The sequence below is a fragment of the Xanthomonas translucens pv. cerealis genome (assembly GCF_006838285.1).
GTDB classification, from domain to species: Bacteria; Pseudomonadota; Gammaproteobacteria; order Xanthomonadales; family Xanthomonadaceae; genus Xanthomonas_A; species Xanthomonas_A cerealis.
In genome coordinates, this window is the sequence record NZ_CP038228.1 from 370,886 (window position 1) to 391,012 (window position 20,127).

Here is a 20,127-nt window from a genome sequence, read left to right on the forward strand (position 1 = left end):
TGGCGCGGGCGCGGCAGCGCGGTTCGCCCGCGTGGCCGGTGCGGCGGCGCCGCGGGCCGCACGCGCATGACCGACTTCGCCCTTGCCGCCGATTGGCCTGCATCGCCGCGGGTAGGCGCGCTGACCACACTGCGCTACGGCGCAGGCGCCTCGCTGCCGCCGTTCGACCGCTTCAACCTGGGCAACCGCAGCGCCGCCGACGGCGACGATCCGGCCACGGTGCAGCGCAACCGCGACGCACTGGCCGCGCGCCTGGCGCTGCCGTCGCCGCCGCACTGGCTGCGGCAGGTGCACGGGGTGCAGGTGCTGCGCTTCGAGCAGCCGCCGGCTGCGGTCGGCATCGACGCCGAGCCGACCGCCGATGCCGCGGTCACCGCGGTGCCCGGGGTGGTGCTGGCGATCCTGACTGCCGACTGCCTGCCGGTGGTGTTCGCCGCCCGCGACGGCAGCGAGGTCGGCGCCGCGCATGCCGGCTGGCAGGGCCTGGCCGGCGGCGTGCTGGAAGCCAGCGTCGCCGCGCTGCGCACGCCGCCGGCGCAGTTGCAGGCCTGGCTGGGGCCGGCCGCGGGGCCGCAGGCGTACGAGATCGGCGAGAACGTGCGCGATGCTTTCCTCGGCCACGATCCGGCCGCGGCCAGCGCTTTCGTGGCGACCCGCCCCGGACACTGGCGGGTGGACCTGTATGTGTTGGCACGACAGCGCCTGGCCGCGGCGGGGATCGACCCGGCGCAGGTGCACGGCGGCGGCCTGTGTACGATCTCCGATGCGCAGCGCTTCTTTTCCTATCGCCGCGACCGCCGCAGCGGGCGCATGGCGACGCTTGCGTGGATCGCGGACTGAGCGCACCGCTGTTCGCGCCGCTGCTGGGGCCGGCGTTCGCGCGGCTACCGCAGGCGCTGCGCATGCTGCATTCGGTACCGCAGCGGCAGCGTTACGTCGGCTATGCCGAAGTACGCCGCAGCGGGTATCCGCTGCAGCCGCTGTGCGCGTGGCTGGTGCGGTTGCAGCCGGCCAGCGCCACGCTCCGATCAAGGTGACCTTCAGCGCCGCTTCGGCGCGCATGCGCGGCCTAAGCGGCTATGGCGGCAGTACGCTCGGCAGCGCGTGCGTCCGCTGTCGCGGACGGCGATCGCGCAGTGCGCCGGCTCAGCCGATGCCGCGCACCAGCCGGGTGAGCTTGCCGTTGCCGGGTTGCGCGCGGGCCGGCTCGATCCGGAACACTGCCACCGCGGTGGCCAGGCCGCCGGCCTGTTGTTCCATGCTGCGCGCCGCGGCGGTGGCTTCTTCCACCGGCGCGGCGTTGCGTTGGGTCACTTCGTCCAGCTGCATCGCCGTGTGCTTGACCTGCTCGATGCCGCTGGATTGCTCGGCGCTGGCGGTGCTGATCTCGCCGATCAGCCCGGTCACGCGCTGCACCGAGCCGACGATCTCGTGCATGGTGGCGCCGGCGTGGTTCACCAGTCCGATGCTGACGCCGACGAACTGCTCGGCGCGGAATTCGGGGCGGAAGCGCTGCACGTCCGGCTCGATTGCGCGCAGCATCTGCCGCAGCTTGCGGTTGGCGAAGTTGCACGCGGTCCTCGTCGTCGGCGATGCGGATCCTGGTGTCCAGGTCGCCCAGCGTCTGGATCACGAAGCGACAATGGCGCAGTTCGGCCTCGGTGTCGGCCGTGTCGCCGGCGGTATCGATGGGTTGCTCGAAGCGGCCTTCGCCCAGCGCCTGCCTCGCCTGCAGCTTCGCCGGCTTGACCATGGCGCTGACCGTTGGTCGGAAAGCGGCAGCTGAATAGGCAAACTAGGCCGCTGAAAACCTTGTTTTTGTTGCGGCGCAATAAGTCGCGCGGCGCCGGCCGCTGCCGATGTCGCCGGCGGCCCGCCTTTGGGCATCTGTCGCTGATGGCTGGAGAGCGGCGCCCGGCAGACACACGACCGGCCGTCTTGCGACGGCCGGCCCGGGTCGATCGGAGCACGAGCGCGGGCGGTTATTTCGCTGGCGCGGCGTCCGGCAGGGTCCAGGCGATCACGCTGTCGCCCGGCTTGGTTTCCATGCGGTCGTGGCCGCCGATCGCGGCCACGATGTACTGCTTGCCGTTCACGGTATAGCTCAGCGGCGCGGCCTGCGGGCCGGCCGGCACCCGCACTTCCCACAGCAGCTTGCCGGTCTGGGTGTCGTAGCCGCGCAGGAAGTTGTCCAGCGCCGCGCCGATGAAGGTGACGCCGCCGGCGGTGGCCAGCGAGCCGCTGTTGTTTGGCGTGCCCAGTTCGAACTTCATCTTCGACGGGATGCCCATCGGACCCTGGTCGTAGCCGGTGCCCAGCGGACGCCGCCAGATCACCTGCTGGGTGCGCAGGTCCACGCCGGAGAGATAGCCCCACGGCGGGGCGATGCACGGCGTGTTCAGCGGCGACATCCACGGCTCCTTGCGCGCGCCGTAGGCCAGGCCTTCCTGCGCCATGTAGCCGGGCGTCTTGCTCTTGCCGTTGAACACCGAGACCACCCCCAGCTCGGCCATCTTCTGCCGCGGGTACACGTGCTCGGTGTACGGCAGGCGGTTGCTGTTCATCACCATGATGCCGCGCTGCAGGTCCACCGACACGCCACCCCAGTTGATGCCGCCGTGGTTGCCGGTGAACGACAGCGAGCCGCCCAGGCTGGGTGGGGTGAACATGCCGTCGTAGCGCAACTGCTTGAACTGAATGCGGCAGGCCAGCTGGTCGAACGGAGTGATGCCCCAGGCGTCGGATTCGACGATGGTCTCGTAGCCCTTGCTCGGCGCGCCGACGGTGTTGGGCATGCCCGGCGACACCGGTTGGGTCTTGGCGGTCCAGTCGCCGTGGTCGGTGCCCTGCGGCACCGGGATCTGCTGCACTGGCATGATCGGCTTGCCGGTTTCGCGATCGAGCACGAACACCTGGCCGGACTTGGTGGCCTGGATCACCGCCGGGCGGGTGCCGCCGCCGGGAACCGGGAAATCGACCAGGTTCGGCTGTGGGCCGATGTCGTAGTCCCACAGGTCGTGGTTGACCGTGCGGAAGTGCCAGCGCTCCTTGCCGGTGGCTGCATCCACGGCGACCAGCGAGGCGGTGTATTCCTCCTCCTGCGGGGTGCGGCCCTTGCCGAAGAAGTCGCCGGAGGCGTTGCCGGTAGGCAGGTAGACCAGGCCCAGTGCGTCATCGGCGGCCATCAGCGACCACACGTTCGGGGTGGAGCGGGTATAGGTCTGCCCGGCCGGCGGCGCGGCGGCGATCGCCGGGTTGCCCAGGTCCCAGGCCCAGCGCAGCTGGCCGCTGAGCGCGTCGAAGGCGCGCACCACGCCGGACGGCGCATCGCGTTCCTGGCCGTCGCGGACCTGACCGGTGGGCTGGATCACCACGCCGCGCATCACCACCGGTGGCGAGGTCGGGCCGACGAAGCCGGGCTTGGTGTTGCCGGTGTCCTTGTTCAGGTCCACGTAGCCGTGCTCGCCGAAGCTCTCGCACAGCTTGCCGGTGGCCGCGTCGAGCGCGCCCAGGCGGCCATCGACCATCGGCCAGAAGATGCGCTTGGCGCATTCGGCGACCGGGGTGGTGGCCTCGAAGTAGGCCACGCCGCGGCAAGTGGTGGCGGCGACGCCGGCCATCGCCTTCGGATTGGTCTTGGGGTCGAATCGCCAGCGTTCCTTGCCGGTGCTGGCCTCGACCGCGATCACCTTCTGCGTGGGGGTGCAGATGTAGACCAGATCGCCGACCTTCAGCGGGGTGTTCTGGAACGCATAGCCGAGCTTGGAGCCGGCCGGCTTCAGGTCGCCGGTATGGAATTCCCAGGCGATCTTCAGGTCCTTGACGTTGTCCGGGGTGATCTGCGCGCCGGGGCTGTAGTGGTTGGACAGGTTGGACCCGGCATAGGCGGTCCAGTTGCCGGCGTCGTGGTTGGCGGCGACGTTGCCGTCGGGGCTGCTCACCATGGCGCGGCTGAACGCGGCCTGCGGCCGTTGCGCGGCCAGTGCCGGGTCGGCCAGCTCGACGGTGCGCGGGAAGAACAGCGGCACGAGCATCAGCAGCGCGCCCAGTACCGGCAGCACGCCTGTGACCAGTGCGTAGCCCAGCCCGGACAGCGGCGCCAGGCGCCGGCGCGCCACCTTCCAGAATGGCAGCAGCAACAGGCCGAGTACCGAGATCATCGCCAGGCGCGGGATCAGCGCCCAGCCGTCCAGGCCGACTTCGGCCAGCGCCCAGGCGATGGTCGCGGCCAGGGTCAAACCGAACAGCCACAGCCCGGCGCGGCGGCCCAGCGCCAGCAGCGCGCCGGACACGACCAGCGCTAGGCCGGCCAGCAGGTAGTACCAGGAGCCGCCGACGGCGACGAGGCGGCCGCCCATTGCGGCCAGGGCGGCGCCGATCAGGGCGATGACCACGGCATAGGCGACGAACAGCCAGGTGCCGGGTCCGTGTTTCGGGGAATGAGCGGTCATGGAATGGGGTCCGCAGAAGATCCGGCGGCGCCGCGCTGGCGCCGGAAGATCGTGGAGGGGATCGAGCGCTGGTTAGGCCGCATCGGCGGCGACCCGGCGCTCAACGCGCATGCCGCGCGCCCATCCTAGAATGAGCGCGCGGCATATGCGCCGCCATCTTAAAGGAATGCGCGTGCGCGCTCCGTGACCGTGCAGAAACCTGCGTTCTGCTTGCGATGACGCGCCTGCCGCGACCGGCAACGGCCGCGGCAGGCGCGAATCAGCGCCGCTCCAGCGCCTGCAGGTAGCGCTGCCGCCACACGCCGATGTCATTCTTGCGCAGGTGCTCCATCATCGTCTGCCAGCGTTCGATGCGCTTGGCCTTGGGCAGCGAGGCGGCGGTGGCGATCGCATCGGCCACGCCGTCCAGGTCGTGCGGATTGACCAGCAGCGCCTCCTTCAGCTCGTCGGCGGCGCCTGCCAGCAGCGACAGCACCAGCACGCCGGGATTCTCCGGATCCTGCGCGGCCACGTATTCCTTGGCGACCAGATTCATGCCGTCGCGCAGCGGCGTCACCAGGCCGACCTGCGCGGCGCGGTAGAAGCCGGTCAGGGTGGCGTGGGTGAAGTTGCGATTGACGTAGCGCAGCGGCGTCCAGTCCGGCTCGGCGTGGCCGCCGTTGATATGCCCGGCGATCTGTTCGAGCTGGTTGCGCAGCTGTTTGTACTCGGCGACGTCGCCGCGCGAGACCGGCGCGATCTGCAGATAGGTGAGGCTGCCGCGCTGGTCCGGATGCCGTTCCAGGTAACGCTCGAATCCGAGGAAGCGTTCGGGCAAGCCCTTGGAGTAGTCCAGCCGGTCCACGCCGATGGCCAGCTGGCGGTCGCGCAGGCTGCTGCGCAGGTCGCGCACCGCCGGCTTGGTCACCGCCGCGCGCGCCTGCTGCGCGATCAGTTCGGTGTCGATGCCGATCGGGAATTTCTCGGCGCGGAAGCGGCGCCCGCCGGGCGCTTCCAGCACGCCGGCCTTGATCACCTTGCCGCCGCCGAACAGGCGCACGTAGGCCTGGAAGCGGTCCACGTCGCGCTGGGTCTGGAAGCCGACCAGGTCGTAGGCGTAGAAGCCGGAGAACAGCCGCGCATGGTCGGGCAGTGCCTGGATCAGGTCGGCCGATGGGAACGGCACGTGCAGGAAGAAACCGATCTTGCAGCCGATGCCGCGCTCGCGCAGCAGCGAGGCCAGCGGGATCAGGTGGTAGTCGTGGATCCACACCGTGTCGTCTTCGCGCAGCAGCGGCGCCAGCTTCTCGGCGAACATCGCGTTGACCCGGCGGTAGCCTTCGCGGGTGGCGCGGTCGTAGTCGACCAGGTCCAGGCGGAAGTGCAGCAGCGGCCACAGCGTGCGGTTGGCGAAGCCGTTGTAGTACGCGTCCAAGTCGGCACGGTTGAGGTCCATGGTGACGAAGCGGATGTCGCCCTGGGTCTGTTCGTGCAGCGCGCCACTGTCGCCGCGCACGGTCTTGCCGCTCCAGCCGAACCACACCCCGCCGCGTTCCTTCAACGCGGCGAGCAAGCCAACCGCCAGGCCGCCGGCGCGGTTCTCGCCTGGCAAGGCCACGCGGTTGGATACCACGACGAGTCTGCTCATGATGCCTCCTGCCAGCTGCGCGACAATCGCATCGCGGCGATGATCAGGCCGACGTGCGAATAGGTTTGCGGGAAATTGCCCCAGGCCTCGCCGTTGTCGAAGGCTAGGTCCTCCGACAGCAGGCCCAGGTGATTGCGGCGCGCGAGGATGCGCTCGAACAGTTCGCGCGCCTCGTCCTTGCGCCCGATCGCGGCGAGCGCGTCGATGTACCAGAACGTGCAGATGGTGAAGCTGGTCTCCGGTTCGCCGAAATCGTCCGGCGCTACATAGCGGTACAGCGCGTCGCCATGCTTGAGCTCGCGGCCGATCGCCTCGACCGTGGCGACGAAGCGCGCGTCGTCCGGGGCGATGAAGCCGATGTCGGCCAGCAACAGCAGCGAGGCGTCCAGGCGGTGGCCGTTGAAGGTATCGGTGAAGTGGCCGCGCTCGGCGCTCCACGACTCGGCCAGCACCCGCGCGTGGATGCTGTCGGCGCGCTTGCGCCAGTACGCCACGCGTGCGTCCAGGCCCAGCCGCGCTGCGATCTTGGCCAGGCGGTCGCAGGCGGCCCAGCACATCGCGCTGGTGTAGGTGTGCACCTCGGCGCGGCCGCGGAATTCCCACAGCCCGGCGTCGGGCACATCGTGCAGCGCGAACGCATGCTCGCCCAGCGGCTCCAGGCGCAGGAAGGTGTCCGCATCGCCGGGATCCTTCAGCCGCAGATCGAAGAACAGCTGGGTGGAGGCCAGCACCACGCTGCCATACACGTCGTGCTGCTTCTGGATCCAGGCCAGATTGCCGCGCCGCACCGGGCCCATGCCGCGGTAGCCGGCCAGCGACGGCACTTCGTGTTCTTCCAGCGCCGCTTCGAAGCCGATGCCGTACAGCGGCTGCAGGCTACCGTCGGTGGTGGCGATGTTGAAGATGTAGCCGAGGAACTGCTCCATGGTGCGGGTGGCGCCGAGCCGGTTCAAGGCGCGCACCACGAAGGCGGCGTCGCGCAGCCAGCAATAGCGGTAGTCCCAGTTGCGTGGGGTGTCCGGCGCTTCGGGGATGGAGGTGGTCATCGCCGCGATGATCGCGCCGCTGTCCTCGTACTGGCACAGCTTCAGGGTGATCGCGCTGCGGATCACCGCGTCCTGCCAGTCCAGCGGCACCGACAGGTAGCGCACCCATTCGCGCCAGTATTCCTCGGTGCGTTCCTGCGCTTCCTGGATGTAGCCGGTCAGCGAGCGGGTCAGCGATTCGTCCACGCCCAGCATCAGGTTGACCGGATGGCTGAGCACGAACGGCAGCTCGTCGCGGATGAAGCGCACCGGCACGTCGGTGGTCAGGCGCAGGGTGAAATCCGGCAGCAGCCAGCGCACGTGGTTACTGCCCCAGGTGCTTTCCGGCTTGCGCGCGCCCCAGTCGGCCAGCGGCCGCGCCAGTACGCGGATGCGCGGGTTGCCGGCCAGCGGCCGCACCTGGCGGATGATGCTGACCGGCCGGTAGAAGCGGCCGTGGTTGCGCCAGCGCGGCGCGAAGTCGATCACTTCCACCGCACCGCCGTGCGCGTCGCGCAGCACGGTGCGCAGGATCGCGGTGTTGGCCAGATAGTGTTGCTCGCTGTCGACGAAATCCTCCAGCTCGATGCTGAAGTCGCCACCGGCGTGGTCGCGCGGCGACAGCAGCGCGCAGAACGCCGGGTCGCCGTCGAAGGCGGGCAGGCAGCTCCACACCACGCGCGCCTGCTTGTCGACCAGCGCGCCGAAACTGCCGTTGCCGATCACGCCGAGGTCGAGATTGGGGGAACTCATGGAGGAAGCGGATCCTTGTGCGCTGTCGGGGAAGGGTCGGAGCGGGGCGCTGCCGCTGGGCGTCGTACTCATGCGGCGTTGTCGCGCAACCAGGCGTGGACGCCGCGTGGATCGGGCAGGGCGAAGGTCGCCGCGCTGTTTGCGCGCGCACCGACCAGCACGCTCCAGCCGCCGTGGCGATTGGCCGCTGCGAAGCCGAACTCGTCGGTGAGGTCGTCGCCGACGAACACCGGGCGGCGGCCCTGGAACGGCGGCCGCTGCAACAGCGTGGTCAGCGCCACACCTTTGTCGCTGCCCTCGGGCACGAACTCGACCACGTGGTCGCCGGGCTGCAGGCGGTAGCCGGGCAGGGCCTCGATCTGCGCCTGGGCGAAGGCCAGCACCTGCGCGCCGGCTTCTGGCGCGGCGCGCCAGTGCAAGGCCAGGCTGGCGCCCTTGTCTTCGACCAGCACGCCGGGATGCGCCTGGCGCAGGTGCGCGGCGCGCTGGTGCAAGCCGTGCAGCCACTGCGAGGTATCGGCCGGCATCGCCGCGCGGGCATTGATGTCGCTGCGCAGTTCGTGGCCGTGCAGGCCGGCGGCCGGCAGGCGCAAGGGCGCGAACAGCGCGTCCAGCTGCGCCAGCGGCCGGCCGCTGACCAGCGCCAGCGCGCCGTGCAGGCGGTCGCTGATGCGGCCGATCGCCTCGCGCACCTCTGGCAGCAGGTACACGCCGTCGGGACGATCGGCAAATTCGATGAGGGTGCCATCCACGTCCAGGAACAATGCGCAGGCATCGTCCAGGCGCGGCGGCGGCGGTCGGAGGGGGAGCGCGTCTGCCATCGCTGCATGATGAACGAGACAGCGTTAGGGCCAAGTGGATTGGGGCCGGGAAGCGGGAATGGGAAGATCGGAAAGCGGGAGCCCGACGCGCGGCTCCTGCTTTTACCCCATTTCCCTATTCCCGTTTCACCATTTGCCACCTTCATCGGTCAGCGTGTTGCTCTCCTGAACACCGGAAAGCACGTAGTTTCTCTGTCAGGGCGGAGGCGCTCGGTGCGCTCGACGAGTTCCGTCAACGCGGTGGCTTGGTTCGGAACTCTTTTGCGGATTTGTTGGAGCAGGATGGGCACATCCGGATTTGGCGGCGCAGTCGCTGGGTTGGAACTCTGCGATGCTCCTTCTTGTTGGCTCTCGCGCTCAAGGCGCTCGACGAGCGCTGCCAATTCGGTGCACTGGTCGCTGTTTTTTTCGCGGATCGCTTGCAGCAGGCGGGGGATATCCGGGTTCGTCGGCGTCGCAGTCGCAGGGCCGGAGTGTTGTGATGTCACCGCTCCCGCCCGCTCAATCCGCTCGGCGAGCTCGGCTAGTTCAGCGCCATCGTGCAGGTCTTTTTCGTTGATCGTCTGCATCAGGTTGAGGATATCCTCGGCGTCCAGCGGCCGCGTGGTCGCTGACCTGGAGCCTTGCGATGTTCCGTCGACCGAAAGCGCGAGCTTGAGCTGCTCGATGCCAGCAGCCGGCTCGGCGCCTCCGTCCGGGTCTTCGCGGATCGCCTGCGTCAGGGCGAGGATCTTGGGCGGCGACGGCAGCGCTGCCGCACGTCCAGTGCGTTGCGCTTCGCGCCTGCGCTGAGGCGGCAGGCTTGAATGCCTGGACAGCGCATGGCGCGGGGCTCGCGGCAGATCTGGCGGCAGGGGCGCGTGGCCGTGTTCGGAAGAGGGCAGTGTCGGCGGGGACGCGGTATCGGCCTGTCCTCCACTGTCCGCATATCCGGTTTTCGAAAGGCTTCTATTGATGAGGGCGGGACGCATGGCTATTTCTGCTTCTGCAGCGAAACAATACTTGCAGCATGACTGTTCATGAGCGCGACGGCTGCCGTGCACCGAATCTTTGACGTCTTGGACGAAATCGCGGTGAACTGTGTGGGCGCCGCTCTGCTTTCGCTGGTGGCGTGGTGGGCGACGCCGATCCGGCGCGGGCACCACCGCGCTGCGCTTCGCCCGCGGTCGCCGCGTCGCGCTGCCCCCCCACCCCAGGTTTGCGCGCCCCGCGGGACGCGCTCGGCGTCCCGCACGCCGCAGCGCGGGCGCGCCGGTCAGAAGGTGTAGCGCACCCGCCCGTAGTAATACGCGCCGTTGCTGCCGATCGGCGACAGCACGTCGTAGGGCAGGTTGCCGAAGTAGGAGATATCGCGGTTGGAGCGGTCGGAGTAGTTGTCGGTGAGGTTCTGCCCGCCCAGCGCCACGCTCCACTGCGCGGTGATGTGGTATTCGACCTCGGCGTCGAGCTGCCACTCGGCGCCGTAGGTCTGCCGCGGCACGAAGCCGTCGCCGAAGTCGAACACGCGGGTGGCGCTGCCGTAGCGGCTGACCCGTGTCTGCAGCGCCCAGCGGTCGTTGCTCCAGGTCGCGGCGAACTGGGCGCGGGTGCGCGGCGCGGCGTCGGTCAGGGTGTTGCTCTCCTCCGCGCCGAACAGCACGTAGTCCGGATTCAGCGCCAGCAGCTGCGCCGGCGTGGCGACCAGGTTCTTCAGTTCGGTCTTGGCGTAGCTCCAGGTGCCGGTGAGTTGCAACTGGCCATCGCCCAGCGGCTGCCGCCAGTTGCTGACCAGCTCCGCGCCGCGGGTGCGGGTGTCGGCAGCGTTGACGAAGAAGCTGGCGCTCTGCAGGCCGCTGACGCCGAAGTTCTGCGCCACGAACGCGGTCAGCGCGTCGCCGTTGATGTCTTCGGACAGCGCGATGCGGTCGTCGATGTCGATCTGGAACAGGTCCAGCGACAGGTCGAAGTGGGAACCGATGCGGCTGGTGAAGCCGAGGCTGTAGTTGACCGACTTCTCCGGCTTCAGTTCGCGCGCGCCCAGCGCCTGCGCGATCGGATTGTTGACCGACAGCAGCCGGCCCTGCAGCAGCTGGCCGGCCGCGTCGTAGCCGCTGGAGGTGGCTTCGTAGCCGATCTGGCTCAGCGACGGCGCATGGAAGTTGTTGGAGATCGCGCCGCGCAGCGCGAACGCCGGTACGAACTCGTAGCGCGCGGCCAGCTTGCCGGTCAGTTCGCCGCCGAAGTCCTGGTAGTGCTCGTAGCGCGCGGCCAGGTCGGTGGAGAACTTGTCGCCGAACTGGCTGGACAGGCTGGTATAGACGCTGGCGACGTTGCGCGACAGGTCGGCGGCATCCTGCAGGGTCAGCCCGCCGCCGGCCTGGGCGCCGGTGGGGCGATCGGTGAAGGTGCCGGCGGCGTAGCTGGCCGGGTCGCCAGGGCGGGTGCGGTAGTGCTCGCGGCGCAATTCCACGCCGCTGCCGAGGGTGTGGGTGGCGCCGACGGCGTCGAAGCTGCGGCTCAGGTCCAGGTTGGCCACGCTCTGCTCGAAGGCGTAGTCGCCGGTCTTGAAGCGGGTCGGGCTGCCCGGGCCGAGCGAGGCGTTGAGCGAGTTCTTCAGCCGGTAGGTGAAGTCGTTGCGGCCGTAGTCGATGCTGGCGTCGTAGGCCCACTCGCCCCATTGCCCACGCGCGCCGGCCACACCCTGCAGGTCGCGGTTCTCGCCCAGCGACACCGGGCGGTAGCCATTCGGGTAGACCTGGGTCCAGTTGGCGTCGCTGTCGGGATAGCGGAAATAGTTGGCGCCCTGCGTGTCGCGCTGGTTGTAGGTGCCGAAGAAATAGAACTCGCTGCTCTGGCCGAACGGCAGCTTGCCGTTGATCCAGGCGTTGAGGTCCTTGCTGGCGCCGTCACCGAGCACGTAGTTGCGCTTGCCGGCCAGAGCCAGGTTGGCCGGCGTCTGTTCCTCGAACGGCGGGATCTGGTCGTCGCCGGCGCGGTTGGTGCCCTCGTGGTTCTTCAGTTCCAGGCCGACCTTGAAGAAGCCGCCGTCGTCGCCCAGGCGGGTGCCGACCTTGGCGCTGGCGTAGCTGGTCTGGCCGTCGGTGACGGTGCGGTCGATCGGCTTCACGTCGGTGTGGTTGGCGCCGAAGCTGGCTTCCAGCGCGCCGTTGTCCGGATCGTCGTCGAGGATCACGTTGATCACCCCGGCCACCGCGTCCGAGCCGTACTGCGCGCCGGCGCCGTCGCGCAGCACTTCGATGCGCTTGATCGCGCTGACCGGGATCGCGTTGAAGTCCACCGGGGTGGTGCCCTTGCCGATCTTGCTGTCGGTGTTGACCAGCGCCGAGGTGTGGCGGCGCTTGCCGTTGACCAGCACCAGCACCTGGTCGGGCGAGAGCCCGCGCAGCTGCGCGGCGCGGATGTGGTCGGCGCCGCCGGAGTTGGACTGGCGCGGGAAGTTGAACGAGGGCAGCAGCGCCTGCAGCGCGCTGCCCAGCTCGCCGTTGACTACGCCGGCCTTGCGGATGTCCTCGGCGCTGAGCACATCTACCGGTGCGGTGGACTCGAGCACGGTGCGGCCGCTGGCGCGGGTGCCGGTGACGATCACCGTGTCCAGGTTGGTCGCGGTGCCGGGATCGGCCTGCTGGGCCAGGGCGGGGGCCGACAGGGCCAGGGCGATGGCCAGGCTCAGCGGCCGGGCGAACGGATACGACATGTGGGGTCTCTCCTGCGGCGGCGCAAAAAACGGCTGCAGCGGTCGTCCGTGCCGCGCAGGCGGAATGAATTTTGGTACATCCATCGGGTGAAGCGATATATTATCTTAAATCGTTAACGCGGCCGCAGGCCGTCGCATGCGCTGCGCTCGCTATCAGCTGATGCCCGGCGGTTATCGTGCGCGTGCCCGTGGTCGCTTATCACCGCGTCTTTCCGTTCCGCTGCCGAGACCTGCCGATGCTGCTGCGTGCCCCCTTGCTTGCCGTGTTCCTGGCCCTGACCGCTTGCGCCAGCGTGGCGCCGTCCGCTTCCACCGTGCCGGCCAAGGTCGGTGCCGCGTTGCAGGGCGATGCCGCGCGGCCGGCGCAGGCCAGCGGTTGGGTGCGCAGCGAGCTGTACTTCGGCGTGGGCGAGGAGAGCGGCCCGGCCGATCGCCCGCAGGCCAAGCCGATCAGCGAGGCGCAATGGCGCGCGTTCCTGGACAAGCAGGTCACGCCGCGCTTTCCCGACGGCCTGACCGTGGTCGACGCTTACGGGCAGTGGCTGTTCCGCGGTGCCAAGGAGCCGAACCGGCTCAACACCAAGGTACTGGTGATCCTGCACGAGGACACCCCGCAGCGCCGCGCCGACATCGAGGCGATCCGGCTGGCGTGGAAGCAGGCGACCGGACACCAGTCGGTGCTGTGGGCGCGGTCGCCGGTGGAGGTGTCTTTCTGAGGCCCGGACTCGAGACCTGGGACTCGGGACTCGGAACAGCAGGAGCGGGGCCTTTCGCGATCCGCCGGGACGATCTGTCCAGTGCAGCGGTGCGTGCGTTGCTCGCGTACCACCTGCAGCAGATGCAGGCGCAGTCGCCGCCGGGCAGTGTCTATGCGTTGGACCTGTCCGGGCTGCAGCACGCCGACGTGACCGTGTGGAGTGCCTGGCGGCGCGGCGCGGCGAGGCGCTGGCCGCGGTCGGCGCGCTGCGCGTGCTCGACGACGGCGGCGGCGAACTGAAGTCGATGCGCACCCATCCGGATTGCCTGCGCCAGGGCGCGGCCGCGGCGCTGCTGGAGCACATCGTGGCCGCCGCGCGCGCCGCCGGCCTGCACCGGCTGAGCCTGGAGACCGGCAGCGGCGCGGCGTTCGATGCGGCGCTGACCCTGTACCGGCGCCGCGGCTTCCGCAATGGACCGGCGTTCGCCGATTACCTGCCGAGCGCGTTCAACCAGTTCCTGCATCTGGCGCTGTAGCCGTGTCGCGCGGTGCAGGCCGGGATGCTGCATCCGTTCGCGCGCCAATCCGCAAGCGCCGCTTCCATTACCATCCCCTGGTCCCTCACCTCGCCATCGCCCGCATGTCCAGCACCGCTCCCGTTTCCTCGCGCCCGCGCTGGTTCGTCGCCGGCGACCTCAACGGTTTCTTCGGCCTGGTGCTCGACAATCTGTCGATCCTCGGCTTCATCAGCGCCGCCCTGATCGGCCTGTTCCAGTTCCCGGCCGAGGTGATCTACACGCGGATGATTCCCGGTACCGCGTTCGGCGTGCTGATCGGCAATCTGCTGTACACCTGGATGGCGCGCCGGCTGGCCGCGCGCAGCGGGCGCAGCGACGTCACCGCGATGCCGCTGGGCCTGGACGCTCCGACCAGCATCGGCATGGCGCTGCTGGTGCTCGGCCCGGCGTTCGTGCGCTACAAGCAGCAGGGACTGGATCCGCAGGCCGCGGCGCTCGCCACCTGGCACCTGGGCATGGCCGCGCTGGTGGTGATGGGCCTGCTGAAGACCGTGCTGTCGTTCTTCGGCGACGCGGTCACACGCGCGCTGCCGCGGGCGGCGCTGCTCGGCTCGATCGCCGGCATCGCGCTGGTGCTGATGGGCTTCCTGCCGTTGCTGGAGACGCTGCGCTCGCCGCTGGTCGGCCTGTTGGTGCTGGGTCTGCTGCTGTACGTGCTGATCGCCAAGGGACGCCTGCCGTACGGCGTGCCCGGCGTGCCGCTGGCGTTGGTGCTCGGCACCGGCCTGTACTACTGGTCCAACGCGGCCGGGTTCGGCATTCCCGGCTATCAGGCGCCGCAGTGGGTGGCGCCGCAACTGGTGCTGCCGTGGCCGAGCCTGGGCTTCGTCGCCGGCCTGGCCGACGCGGTGCCGCTGTTGCCGCTGTTGCTGCCGTTCGGCCTGCTGATGGTGGTCGGCGGCATCAACGTCAGCGAGAGCGCGCGTGCTGCCGGCGACGATTACCGCACCCGCGACATACTGCTGGTCGAGGCCTGCGCGACCCTGGTCGCCGGCGTCTGCGGCGGCGTCGCCCAGACCACGCCCTACATCGGCCAGCCAGCGTACAAGCACATGGGCGCGCGCAGTGGCTACACGCTGCTGACCGGAGTGTTCATCGGCCTGGGCGGCATGCTCGGCCTGGTCGCCGGGCTGGTGCAGTGGCTGCCGCTGGCGGTGCTGGCGCCGATCATCGTGTACGTGGCCATCGACATCACCACCCATGCGTTCCAGGCCACGCCCAAGCGCCACGCCGGGGCGATGGTGCTGGGCTTCCTGCCTTCGGTGGCCTACCTGCTGGCGATCAAGGCGCCGGGCTGGATCCCGCCGGACAAGCTGGCCGCGCTGACCACCACCCTGGACGGCCACGGGCTACCCGAACTGGCGGTGATCTTCACCCTGGGCAACGGCTTCATCATCACCGCGATGCTGTGGACCGCGGCGGTGGCGGCGATGGTCGATGGGCGCCTGCGCCGCGCCGCGGTGTTCTTGCTGGTCGCCGCCGGGCTGACCTTGTTCGGCCTGATCCACTCGGTGGATCCGCGCGGCGGCATCTATTGGCCATGGACGCTGAGCGGCCTGCCCAAGCTGATCGCCTGGCAGTTCGTCGGCGGTTACGTGGTGCTGGCCGCGCTGCTCGGCCTGCTGTCGTTGCAGCAGCCGCGTGCGGTGCTGGTGGATTGAGTGCGCGACAATCGGCCGCATCACGCGCAATCCCGGCGCGCTGGCTGATCGAGCACAAGGCTGCTGGCGGCGCAAGCCGAGCCGTTCGCCGCGGCCATCGTCGCCGAGTGGGGCGATGCGCGCATCGCCATCGGCGAAGGGGCCGCTGACTAGCGTTGCGCGTCCGGCGTCCGGCGTCCGGCACCGTGCGTCGAGGCTGAACGCTGGCCACCTCGCATTGGAACCGGTTGCGCAAGCCGTGGTCACACCTGCCACTGTTCAACGGAGAACCGGACACCATGCAGCCACGCCATTCGCCCTGGCCCTGGATCCTGGTCGCTGTGCTGGTGGCCGCTGCCGCGGCGTGGCTGTTCCGCGACAACCTGAGCGCGTTGATGCATGGCGCGGCACCTGTGCCTGCCGCGGTGGCGCCGGCAGCCGCGCCGCCCGTGGCGCCGCCCGTGCCTGCGGCCGCAGCGCCGCCGCCGATCCAGCATCCGATCGATCCCGCTGTCGCGGCCGATGCGGCGATCCCTGCGCTGGCCGACAGCGATGCGGCGGCGTGGGCCGAACTGGCGACACTGGCCGGCAGCGAGGCGCCGCTGTCGCTACTGATCCGCGACCATCTGATCCAGCGTGCGGTGACGATGATCGATAACCTGCCGCAGCGCCGCGTCGCCGCGCGGACCCTGGCGCTGACGCCGGTGCCTGGTCAATTGCAGATCAGCACCGATGCCGCTGGCGCCAGCAACATCGACGCGGCCAACGCGCAACGCTACGCCGCGTACGTGCAGGCCTTCACCCAGGCCGATGCCGGCGCCATGGTGGCCGCGTACCGGCGCTTCTATCCCTTGTTTCAGCAGGCGTATGTGGAACTGGGCTATCCAAAAGGCTATTTCAACGACCGCTTGGTGCAGGTGATCGACCATCTGTTGCGGGCGCCGGTGCCGACAACGCCGCCGGCAGTGATCGCCGATACGCGCATTGGCAAGTACCGCTTCGTCGATCCGGCGCTGGAGTCGCTGTCGGTCGGACAGAAGGCGCTGCTGCGCCTGGGGCCGGTGCAGGCCGCGGCGGTGCGCAAGCAACTGCAGGCGATTCGTGCGGCGTTGGTCAGGACCTGAGGGCCATCAGCGCTGGCGTCGGTACCATCATTTTGGAGCGTCGTAGCAATCATGTGGGAGCGACTTCAGTCGCGACGGGCGTTACCGGTGAAGCCTGTCGCGACTGAAGTCGCTCCCACAACAGGCCGCATGCCGCCACCCATCACCCATCACCCATCGAGCTCCGGATAACGCCGGAAAATCCCGTTGTCGTTGAACGGCAGGCGCCGCGCCGATGCCAGGTACGCGGCGATGGCCGGGCGTTCGGACACCCGTTGCTGCAGGGCACGCAGGTGCGGCAGCTTCGGCGATAGCTTCTTCACCGCGCTGGGGAACGCGTAGTCCAGTCCGCTCATCAGCTGGAACAGCGACAGGTCCACGTAGGAATGCTCGCGCAATGCATGGCGCCCGCCGCCCTGGCTCATGACCTGCTCGAAGTAGCCCAGGAACTTGGGTAGCCGCTGCGTGCGCAGGTCCTCGGCGCGGCGCCGCGCTTCCGGCTTCTGGTCTTCGTAGTACAGCGCGCTGCCGATGGGATGGTGGCTGTCGTGGATCTCGGTCACCAGGTCGGCGATGGTTAGCTGCAACTGCAGCGCCTGCATGCGCCGCGACTCGCTGTCCGGCACCAGCCCCAGCGCGGGACCCAGGTAGTGCAGGATGTTGCCGACCTGCGCGATCAGCAGCCGCCCGGCTTTCAGGAACGGCGGCGCGAACGGCCGCATGCCCGGTTGCCCGCCGTCGAGGAACGGCTGCAGTGCCGCATCGCCTTCCTCGCGGGCGACGTCGCGGTAGGCCGCGCCAGCATCTTCCAACGCCAGTCGCACGAACTCGCCGCGGCCCTGGATGCCGGTCCAGTAATAGAGTTCGTAGTGCATTGCGGCTCCTGTGCGGGAAGGTTCTAAAGCGCGAGGGTAGGGGCTGTAGCCGTAGCGGCGTGTGACCGTGCGGCGACTGGCGCAGGCAACCGTTTGGCTGGCGAGGGCGCTGTGCGGCCGTCGCAGCGCCTGGTGTGTAGTCCCTCTCCAGGCGGTCCGCCACACGGCGGGCACCTACCCAGCCAACCCCGCGGCCTTGAAACATGCCGCAACAACCGCATTTGACTAGCATGCCGGCGCGGCCGGCCCCTTTATCAGAGGAACTTCCCGATGCGGATGGACAAGCTCACGTCGCGTTTCCAGCAGGCGCTGGCCGACGCCCAGTCGCTGGCCGTGGGCCGCGACCACACCATCGTCGAGCCGGTACACGTGTTGACTGCGCTGCTCGACCAGTCCGGCGGCAGCACCCGGCCGCTGCTGGCGCAGGCCGGTGTCAACGTGCCGGTGCTGCGCGAGCGGCTGGGCGAGGCGCTGGACAAGCTGCCCAAGGTCAGCGGCCAGCCCGGCAACCTGTCGATCGGCAACGATCTGAGCCGGCTGCTCAACCAGACCGACAAGCTGGCGCAGCAGCACAACGACCAATTCATCGCCAGCGAGTGGTTCGTGCTGGCCGCGGCCGACGATGCCGGCGCGCTGGGCCTGGCGCTGCGCGCCGCCGGCGCCGACAAGAACAAGCTCCAAGCGGCCATCGACAAGCTGCGCGGCGGCGAGACGGTACAGTCGGAAAGCGCCGAAGACCAGCGCCAGGCGCTGGAGAAATACACCATCGACCTCACCGCGCGCGCCGAGAGCGGCAAGCTGGATCCGGTGATCGGCCGCGACGAGGAAATCCGCCGCACCATCCAGGTGTTGCAGCGGCGCACCAAGAACAACCCGGTGCTGATCGGCGAACCCGGCGTCGGCAAGACCGCCATCGTCGAAGGCCTGGCCCAGCGCATCGTCAACGGCGAGGTGCCCGAAGGCCTGCGCGGCCGCCGCGTGCTGTCGCTGGACATGGGCGCGCTGATCGCCGGCGCCAAGTTCCGCGGCGAGTTCGAGGAGCGGCTCAAGGGCGTGCTCAACGACCTGTCCAAGACCGAAGGCCAGGTCATCCTGTTCATCGACGAACTGCACGCCATGGTCGGCGCCGGCAAGGCCGACGGCGCGATGGACGCGGGCAACATGCTCAAGCCGGCGCTGGCGCGCGGCGAGCTGCACTGCATCGGCGCCACCACGCTGGACGAGTACCGCAAGTACATCGAAAAGGACGCGGCGCTGGAGCGACGCTTTCAGAAGGTGTTCGTCGGCGAGCCGACGGTGGAAGACACCATCGCGATCCTGCGCGGGCTCAAGGAGCGTTACGCGGTGCACCACGGCGTGGAGATCACCGACCCGGCGATCGTCGCTGCGGCCACGCTGTCCAACCGCTACATTGCCGACCGCCAGCTGCCGGACAAGGCCATCGACCTGATGGACGAGGCGGCCAGCCGCATCCGCATGGAGATCGACTCCAAGCCGGAAGAACTGGACCGCCTGGAGCGGCGCCTGATCCAGCTCAAGATCCAGCGCGAGATGCTGAAAAAGGAAAAGGACGAGGCCTCGCGGCAGCGCCTGGCCGACCTGGAAAGCGACATCGACAAGCTCCAGCGCGAGTTCTCCGATCTCGACGAAGTGTGGCGCTCGGAGAAGGCCACCTTGCAGGGCGCGACCAGGATCAAGGAGCAGATCGAGCAGGCGCGGGTCGAGCTGGAAGCGGCGCAGCGCCGCCAGGACTACGCCAAGATGAGCGAGATCCAGTACGGCCTGCTGCCGAACCTGGAGAAGCAGCTGGCCGCGGCCGGCGATGCCGAGCATCACGATTTCACGCTGGTGCAGGACCGCGTCACCGCCGAGGAGATCGCCGAAGTGGTGTCGCGCTGGACCGGCATTCCGGTCAACCGCATGCTCGAGGGCGAGCGCGACAAGCTGCTGCGCATGGAGGACGAGCTGCACCGGCGCGTGGTCGGCCAGCAGGAGGCGATCAAGGTGGTGTCCGATGCGGTGCGGCGCTCGCGCGCCGGCCTGTCCGATCCGAACCGGCCAAGCGGTTCGTTCCTGTTCCTGGGCCCGACCGGCGTCGGCAAGACCGAACTGTGCAAGGCGCTGGCCGAGTTTCTGTTCGACAGCAGCGAGGCGATGATCCGCATCGACATGAGCGAGTTCATGGAGAAGCATTCGGTGGCGCGGCTGATCGGCGCGCCTCCGGGCTACGTCGGCTACGAGGAAGGCGGCTATCTGACCGAGGCGGTGCGGCGCCGGCCGTATTCGCTGATCCTGCTCGACGAGGTGGAGAAGGCGCACAGCGACGTGTTCAACATCCTGTTGCAGGTGCTCGACGATGGCCGCCTCACCGACGGCCAGGGCCGCACCGTGGACTTCCGCAACACCGTCATCGTGATGACCTCGAACCTGGGCTCGCACCAGATCCAGGAACTGAGCGGCGACGGCTCGGCCGAGGCCTACACGCAGATGAAGGCGGCGGTGATGGGCGTGGTGCAGGCGCACTTCCGCCCGGAATTCATCAACCGGCTGGACGACATCGTGGTGTTCCATCCGCTGGACAAGGCGCAGATCAAGTCGATCGCGCGCATCCAGCTGGGCGGCCTGGACAAGCGCCTGGCCGAGCGCGGCCTGAAGATCGAACTCAGCGACCGCGCGCTGGAACTGCTCGGCAACGTCGGCTTCGATCCGGTGTACGGCGCGCGGCCGCTGAAGCGCGCGATCCAGTCGCAACTGGAGAATCCGCTGGCGCAGCAGATCCTGTCCGGTCAGTTCCTCAGCGGCGACACCATCAAGGTCGGGGCCGAAGGCGGGCAGCTCACGTTCGAGAAGGCCTGAGGTGCGG

At 69.1% G+C, this 20,127-nt stretch carries 15 protein-coding genes and 1 pseudogene; 8 read left to right on the top strand and 8 right to left on the bottom strand.

The annotated features are described in order from the left end of the window. The first annotated feature begins 66 nt into the window (after positions 1 to 66). Positions 67 to 840 carry a peptidoglycan editing factor PgeF gene (pgeF, locus tag E4A48_RS01660; RefSeq protein WP_039005771.1) on the top strand — a complete coding sequence of 258 codons (774 nt, stop codon included), beginning with the start codon at positions 67 to 69 and terminating at the stop codon, positions 838 to 840. Beyond that, the gene (locus E4A48_RS01665) at positions 825 to 1,037 is read left to right on the top strand and encodes a hypothetical protein (protein WP_052234991.1); all 213 of its coding nucleotides are present in this window, start codon (positions 825 to 827) and stop codon (positions 1,035 to 1,037) included. The genes pgeF and E4A48_RS01665 overlap by 16 nt, the downstream gene beginning before the upstream one ends. Positions 1,038 to 1,146: 109 nt before the next feature. On the opposite strand, the pseudogene E4A48_RS01670 reads toward E4A48_RS01665, so the two are convergent. Next, positions 1,147 to 1,479, bottom strand: a pseudogene (locus E4A48_RS01670) (methyl-accepting chemotaxis protein); the annotation flags it as partial. A 79-nt stretch (positions 1,480 to 1,558) separates the two neighbouring features. On the opposite strand from E4A48_RS01670, the gene E4A48_RS01675 reads away from it, so the two are divergent. Further along, positions 1,559 to 1,786: a hypothetical protein gene (locus E4A48_RS01675; RefSeq protein WP_058196616.1), complete on the top strand. Its 228-nt coding sequence runs from the start codon at positions 1,559 to 1,561 to the stop codon at positions 1,784 to 1,786. Positions 1,787 to 1,982: 196 nt separating this feature from the next. On the opposite strand, the gene E4A48_RS01680 is transcribed toward E4A48_RS01675, so the two are convergent. From E4A48_RS01680 to E4A48_RS01705, 6 genes are all read right to left on the bottom strand, one after another. Continuing rightward, positions 1,983 to 4,412, bottom strand: a complete 2,430-nt coding sequence (locus tag E4A48_RS01680) for a membrane-bound PQQ-dependent dehydrogenase, glucose/quinate/shikimate family (RefSeq protein WP_176717074.1) — start codon at positions 4,410 to 4,412, stop codon at positions 1,983 to 1,985. 298 nt (positions 4,413 to 4,710) lie between these two features. Continuing rightward, positions 4,711 to 6,078 (bottom strand): alpha,alpha-trehalose-phosphate synthase (UDP-forming), encoded by a 1,368-nt coding sequence (otsA, locus tag E4A48_RS01685; protein ID WP_039005769.1) that lies wholly within the window; start codon positions 6,076 to 6,078, stop codon positions 4,711 to 4,713. Then, positions 6,075 to 7,856: a glycoside hydrolase family 15 protein gene (locus E4A48_RS01690; RefSeq protein ID WP_142741792.1), complete on the bottom strand. Its 1,782-nt coding sequence runs from the start codon at positions 7,854 to 7,856 to the stop codon at positions 6,075 to 6,077. The genes otsA and E4A48_RS01690 overlap by 4 nt, the downstream gene beginning before the upstream one ends. Positions 7,857 to 7,924: 68 nt before the next feature. After that, positions 7,925 to 8,677 (bottom strand): trehalose-phosphatase, encoded by a 753-nt coding sequence (otsB, locus tag E4A48_RS01695; RefSeq protein WP_039005766.1) that lies wholly within the window; start codon positions 8,675 to 8,677, stop codon positions 7,925 to 7,927. A 149-nt stretch (positions 8,678 to 8,826) separates the two neighbouring features. Beyond that, a complete protein-coding gene (locus E4A48_RS01700; RefSeq protein ID WP_080763372.1) occupies positions 8,827 to 9,648 on the bottom strand; it encodes a type III effector protein XopY in 822 nt (273 codons plus the stop codon). Positions 9,649 to 9,932: 284 nt separating this feature from the next. After that, complete coding sequence (locus tag E4A48_RS01705; protein WP_142741793.1) at positions 9,933 to 12,371, bottom strand: TonB-dependent receptor plug domain-containing protein; 2,439 nt, start codon at positions 12,369 to 12,371, stop codon at positions 9,933 to 9,935. A 236-nt stretch (positions 12,372 to 12,607) separates the two neighbouring features. Here E4A48_RS01705 and E4A48_RS01710 point away from each other — a divergent pair, with 236 nt between their 5' ends. The 4 genes from E4A48_RS01710 (at position 12,608) to E4A48_RS01725 (ending at position 16,410) form a co-directional block, all read left to right on the top strand. Continuing rightward, positions 12,608 to 13,087 (top strand): DUF3574 domain-containing protein, encoded by a 480-nt coding sequence (locus E4A48_RS01710; protein WP_039005763.1) that lies wholly within the window; start codon positions 12,608 to 12,610, stop codon positions 13,085 to 13,087. 196 nt (positions 13,088 to 13,283) lie between these two features. After that, positions 13,284 to 13,604, top strand: a complete 321-nt coding sequence (locus tag E4A48_RS01715; protein ID WP_230812665.1) for a GNAT family N-acetyltransferase — start codon at positions 13,284 to 13,286, stop codon at positions 13,602 to 13,604. A 104-nt stretch (positions 13,605 to 13,708) separates the two neighbouring features. Further along, positions 13,709 to 15,307 (top strand): hypothetical protein, encoded by a 1,599-nt coding sequence (locus tag E4A48_RS01720; protein ID WP_142741794.1) that lies wholly within the window; start codon positions 13,709 to 13,711, stop codon positions 15,305 to 15,307. Between the two features lie 278 nt (positions 15,308 to 15,585). Further along, positions 15,586 to 16,410, top strand: a complete 825-nt coding sequence (locus tag E4A48_RS01725) for a DUF3014 domain-containing protein (protein WP_142741795.1) — start codon at positions 15,586 to 15,588, stop codon at positions 16,408 to 16,410. Between the two features lie 149 nt (positions 16,411 to 16,559). On the opposite strand, the gene E4A48_RS01730 is transcribed toward E4A48_RS01725, so the two are convergent. After that, positions 16,560 to 17,264, bottom strand: coding sequence for a glutathione S-transferase (locus E4A48_RS01730; protein ID WP_142741796.1), 705 nt, complete (start codon positions 17,262 to 17,264; stop codon positions 16,560 to 16,562). 270 nt (positions 17,265 to 17,534) lie between these two features. Here E4A48_RS01730 and clpB point away from each other — a divergent pair, with 270 nt between their 5' ends. Beyond that, complete coding sequence (gene clpB / locus E4A48_RS01735) at positions 17,535 to 20,120, top strand: ATP-dependent chaperone ClpB (protein ID WP_142741797.1); 2,586 nt, start codon at positions 17,535 to 17,537, stop codon at positions 20,118 to 20,120. Positions 20,121 to 20,127 lie beyond the last annotated feature (7 nt).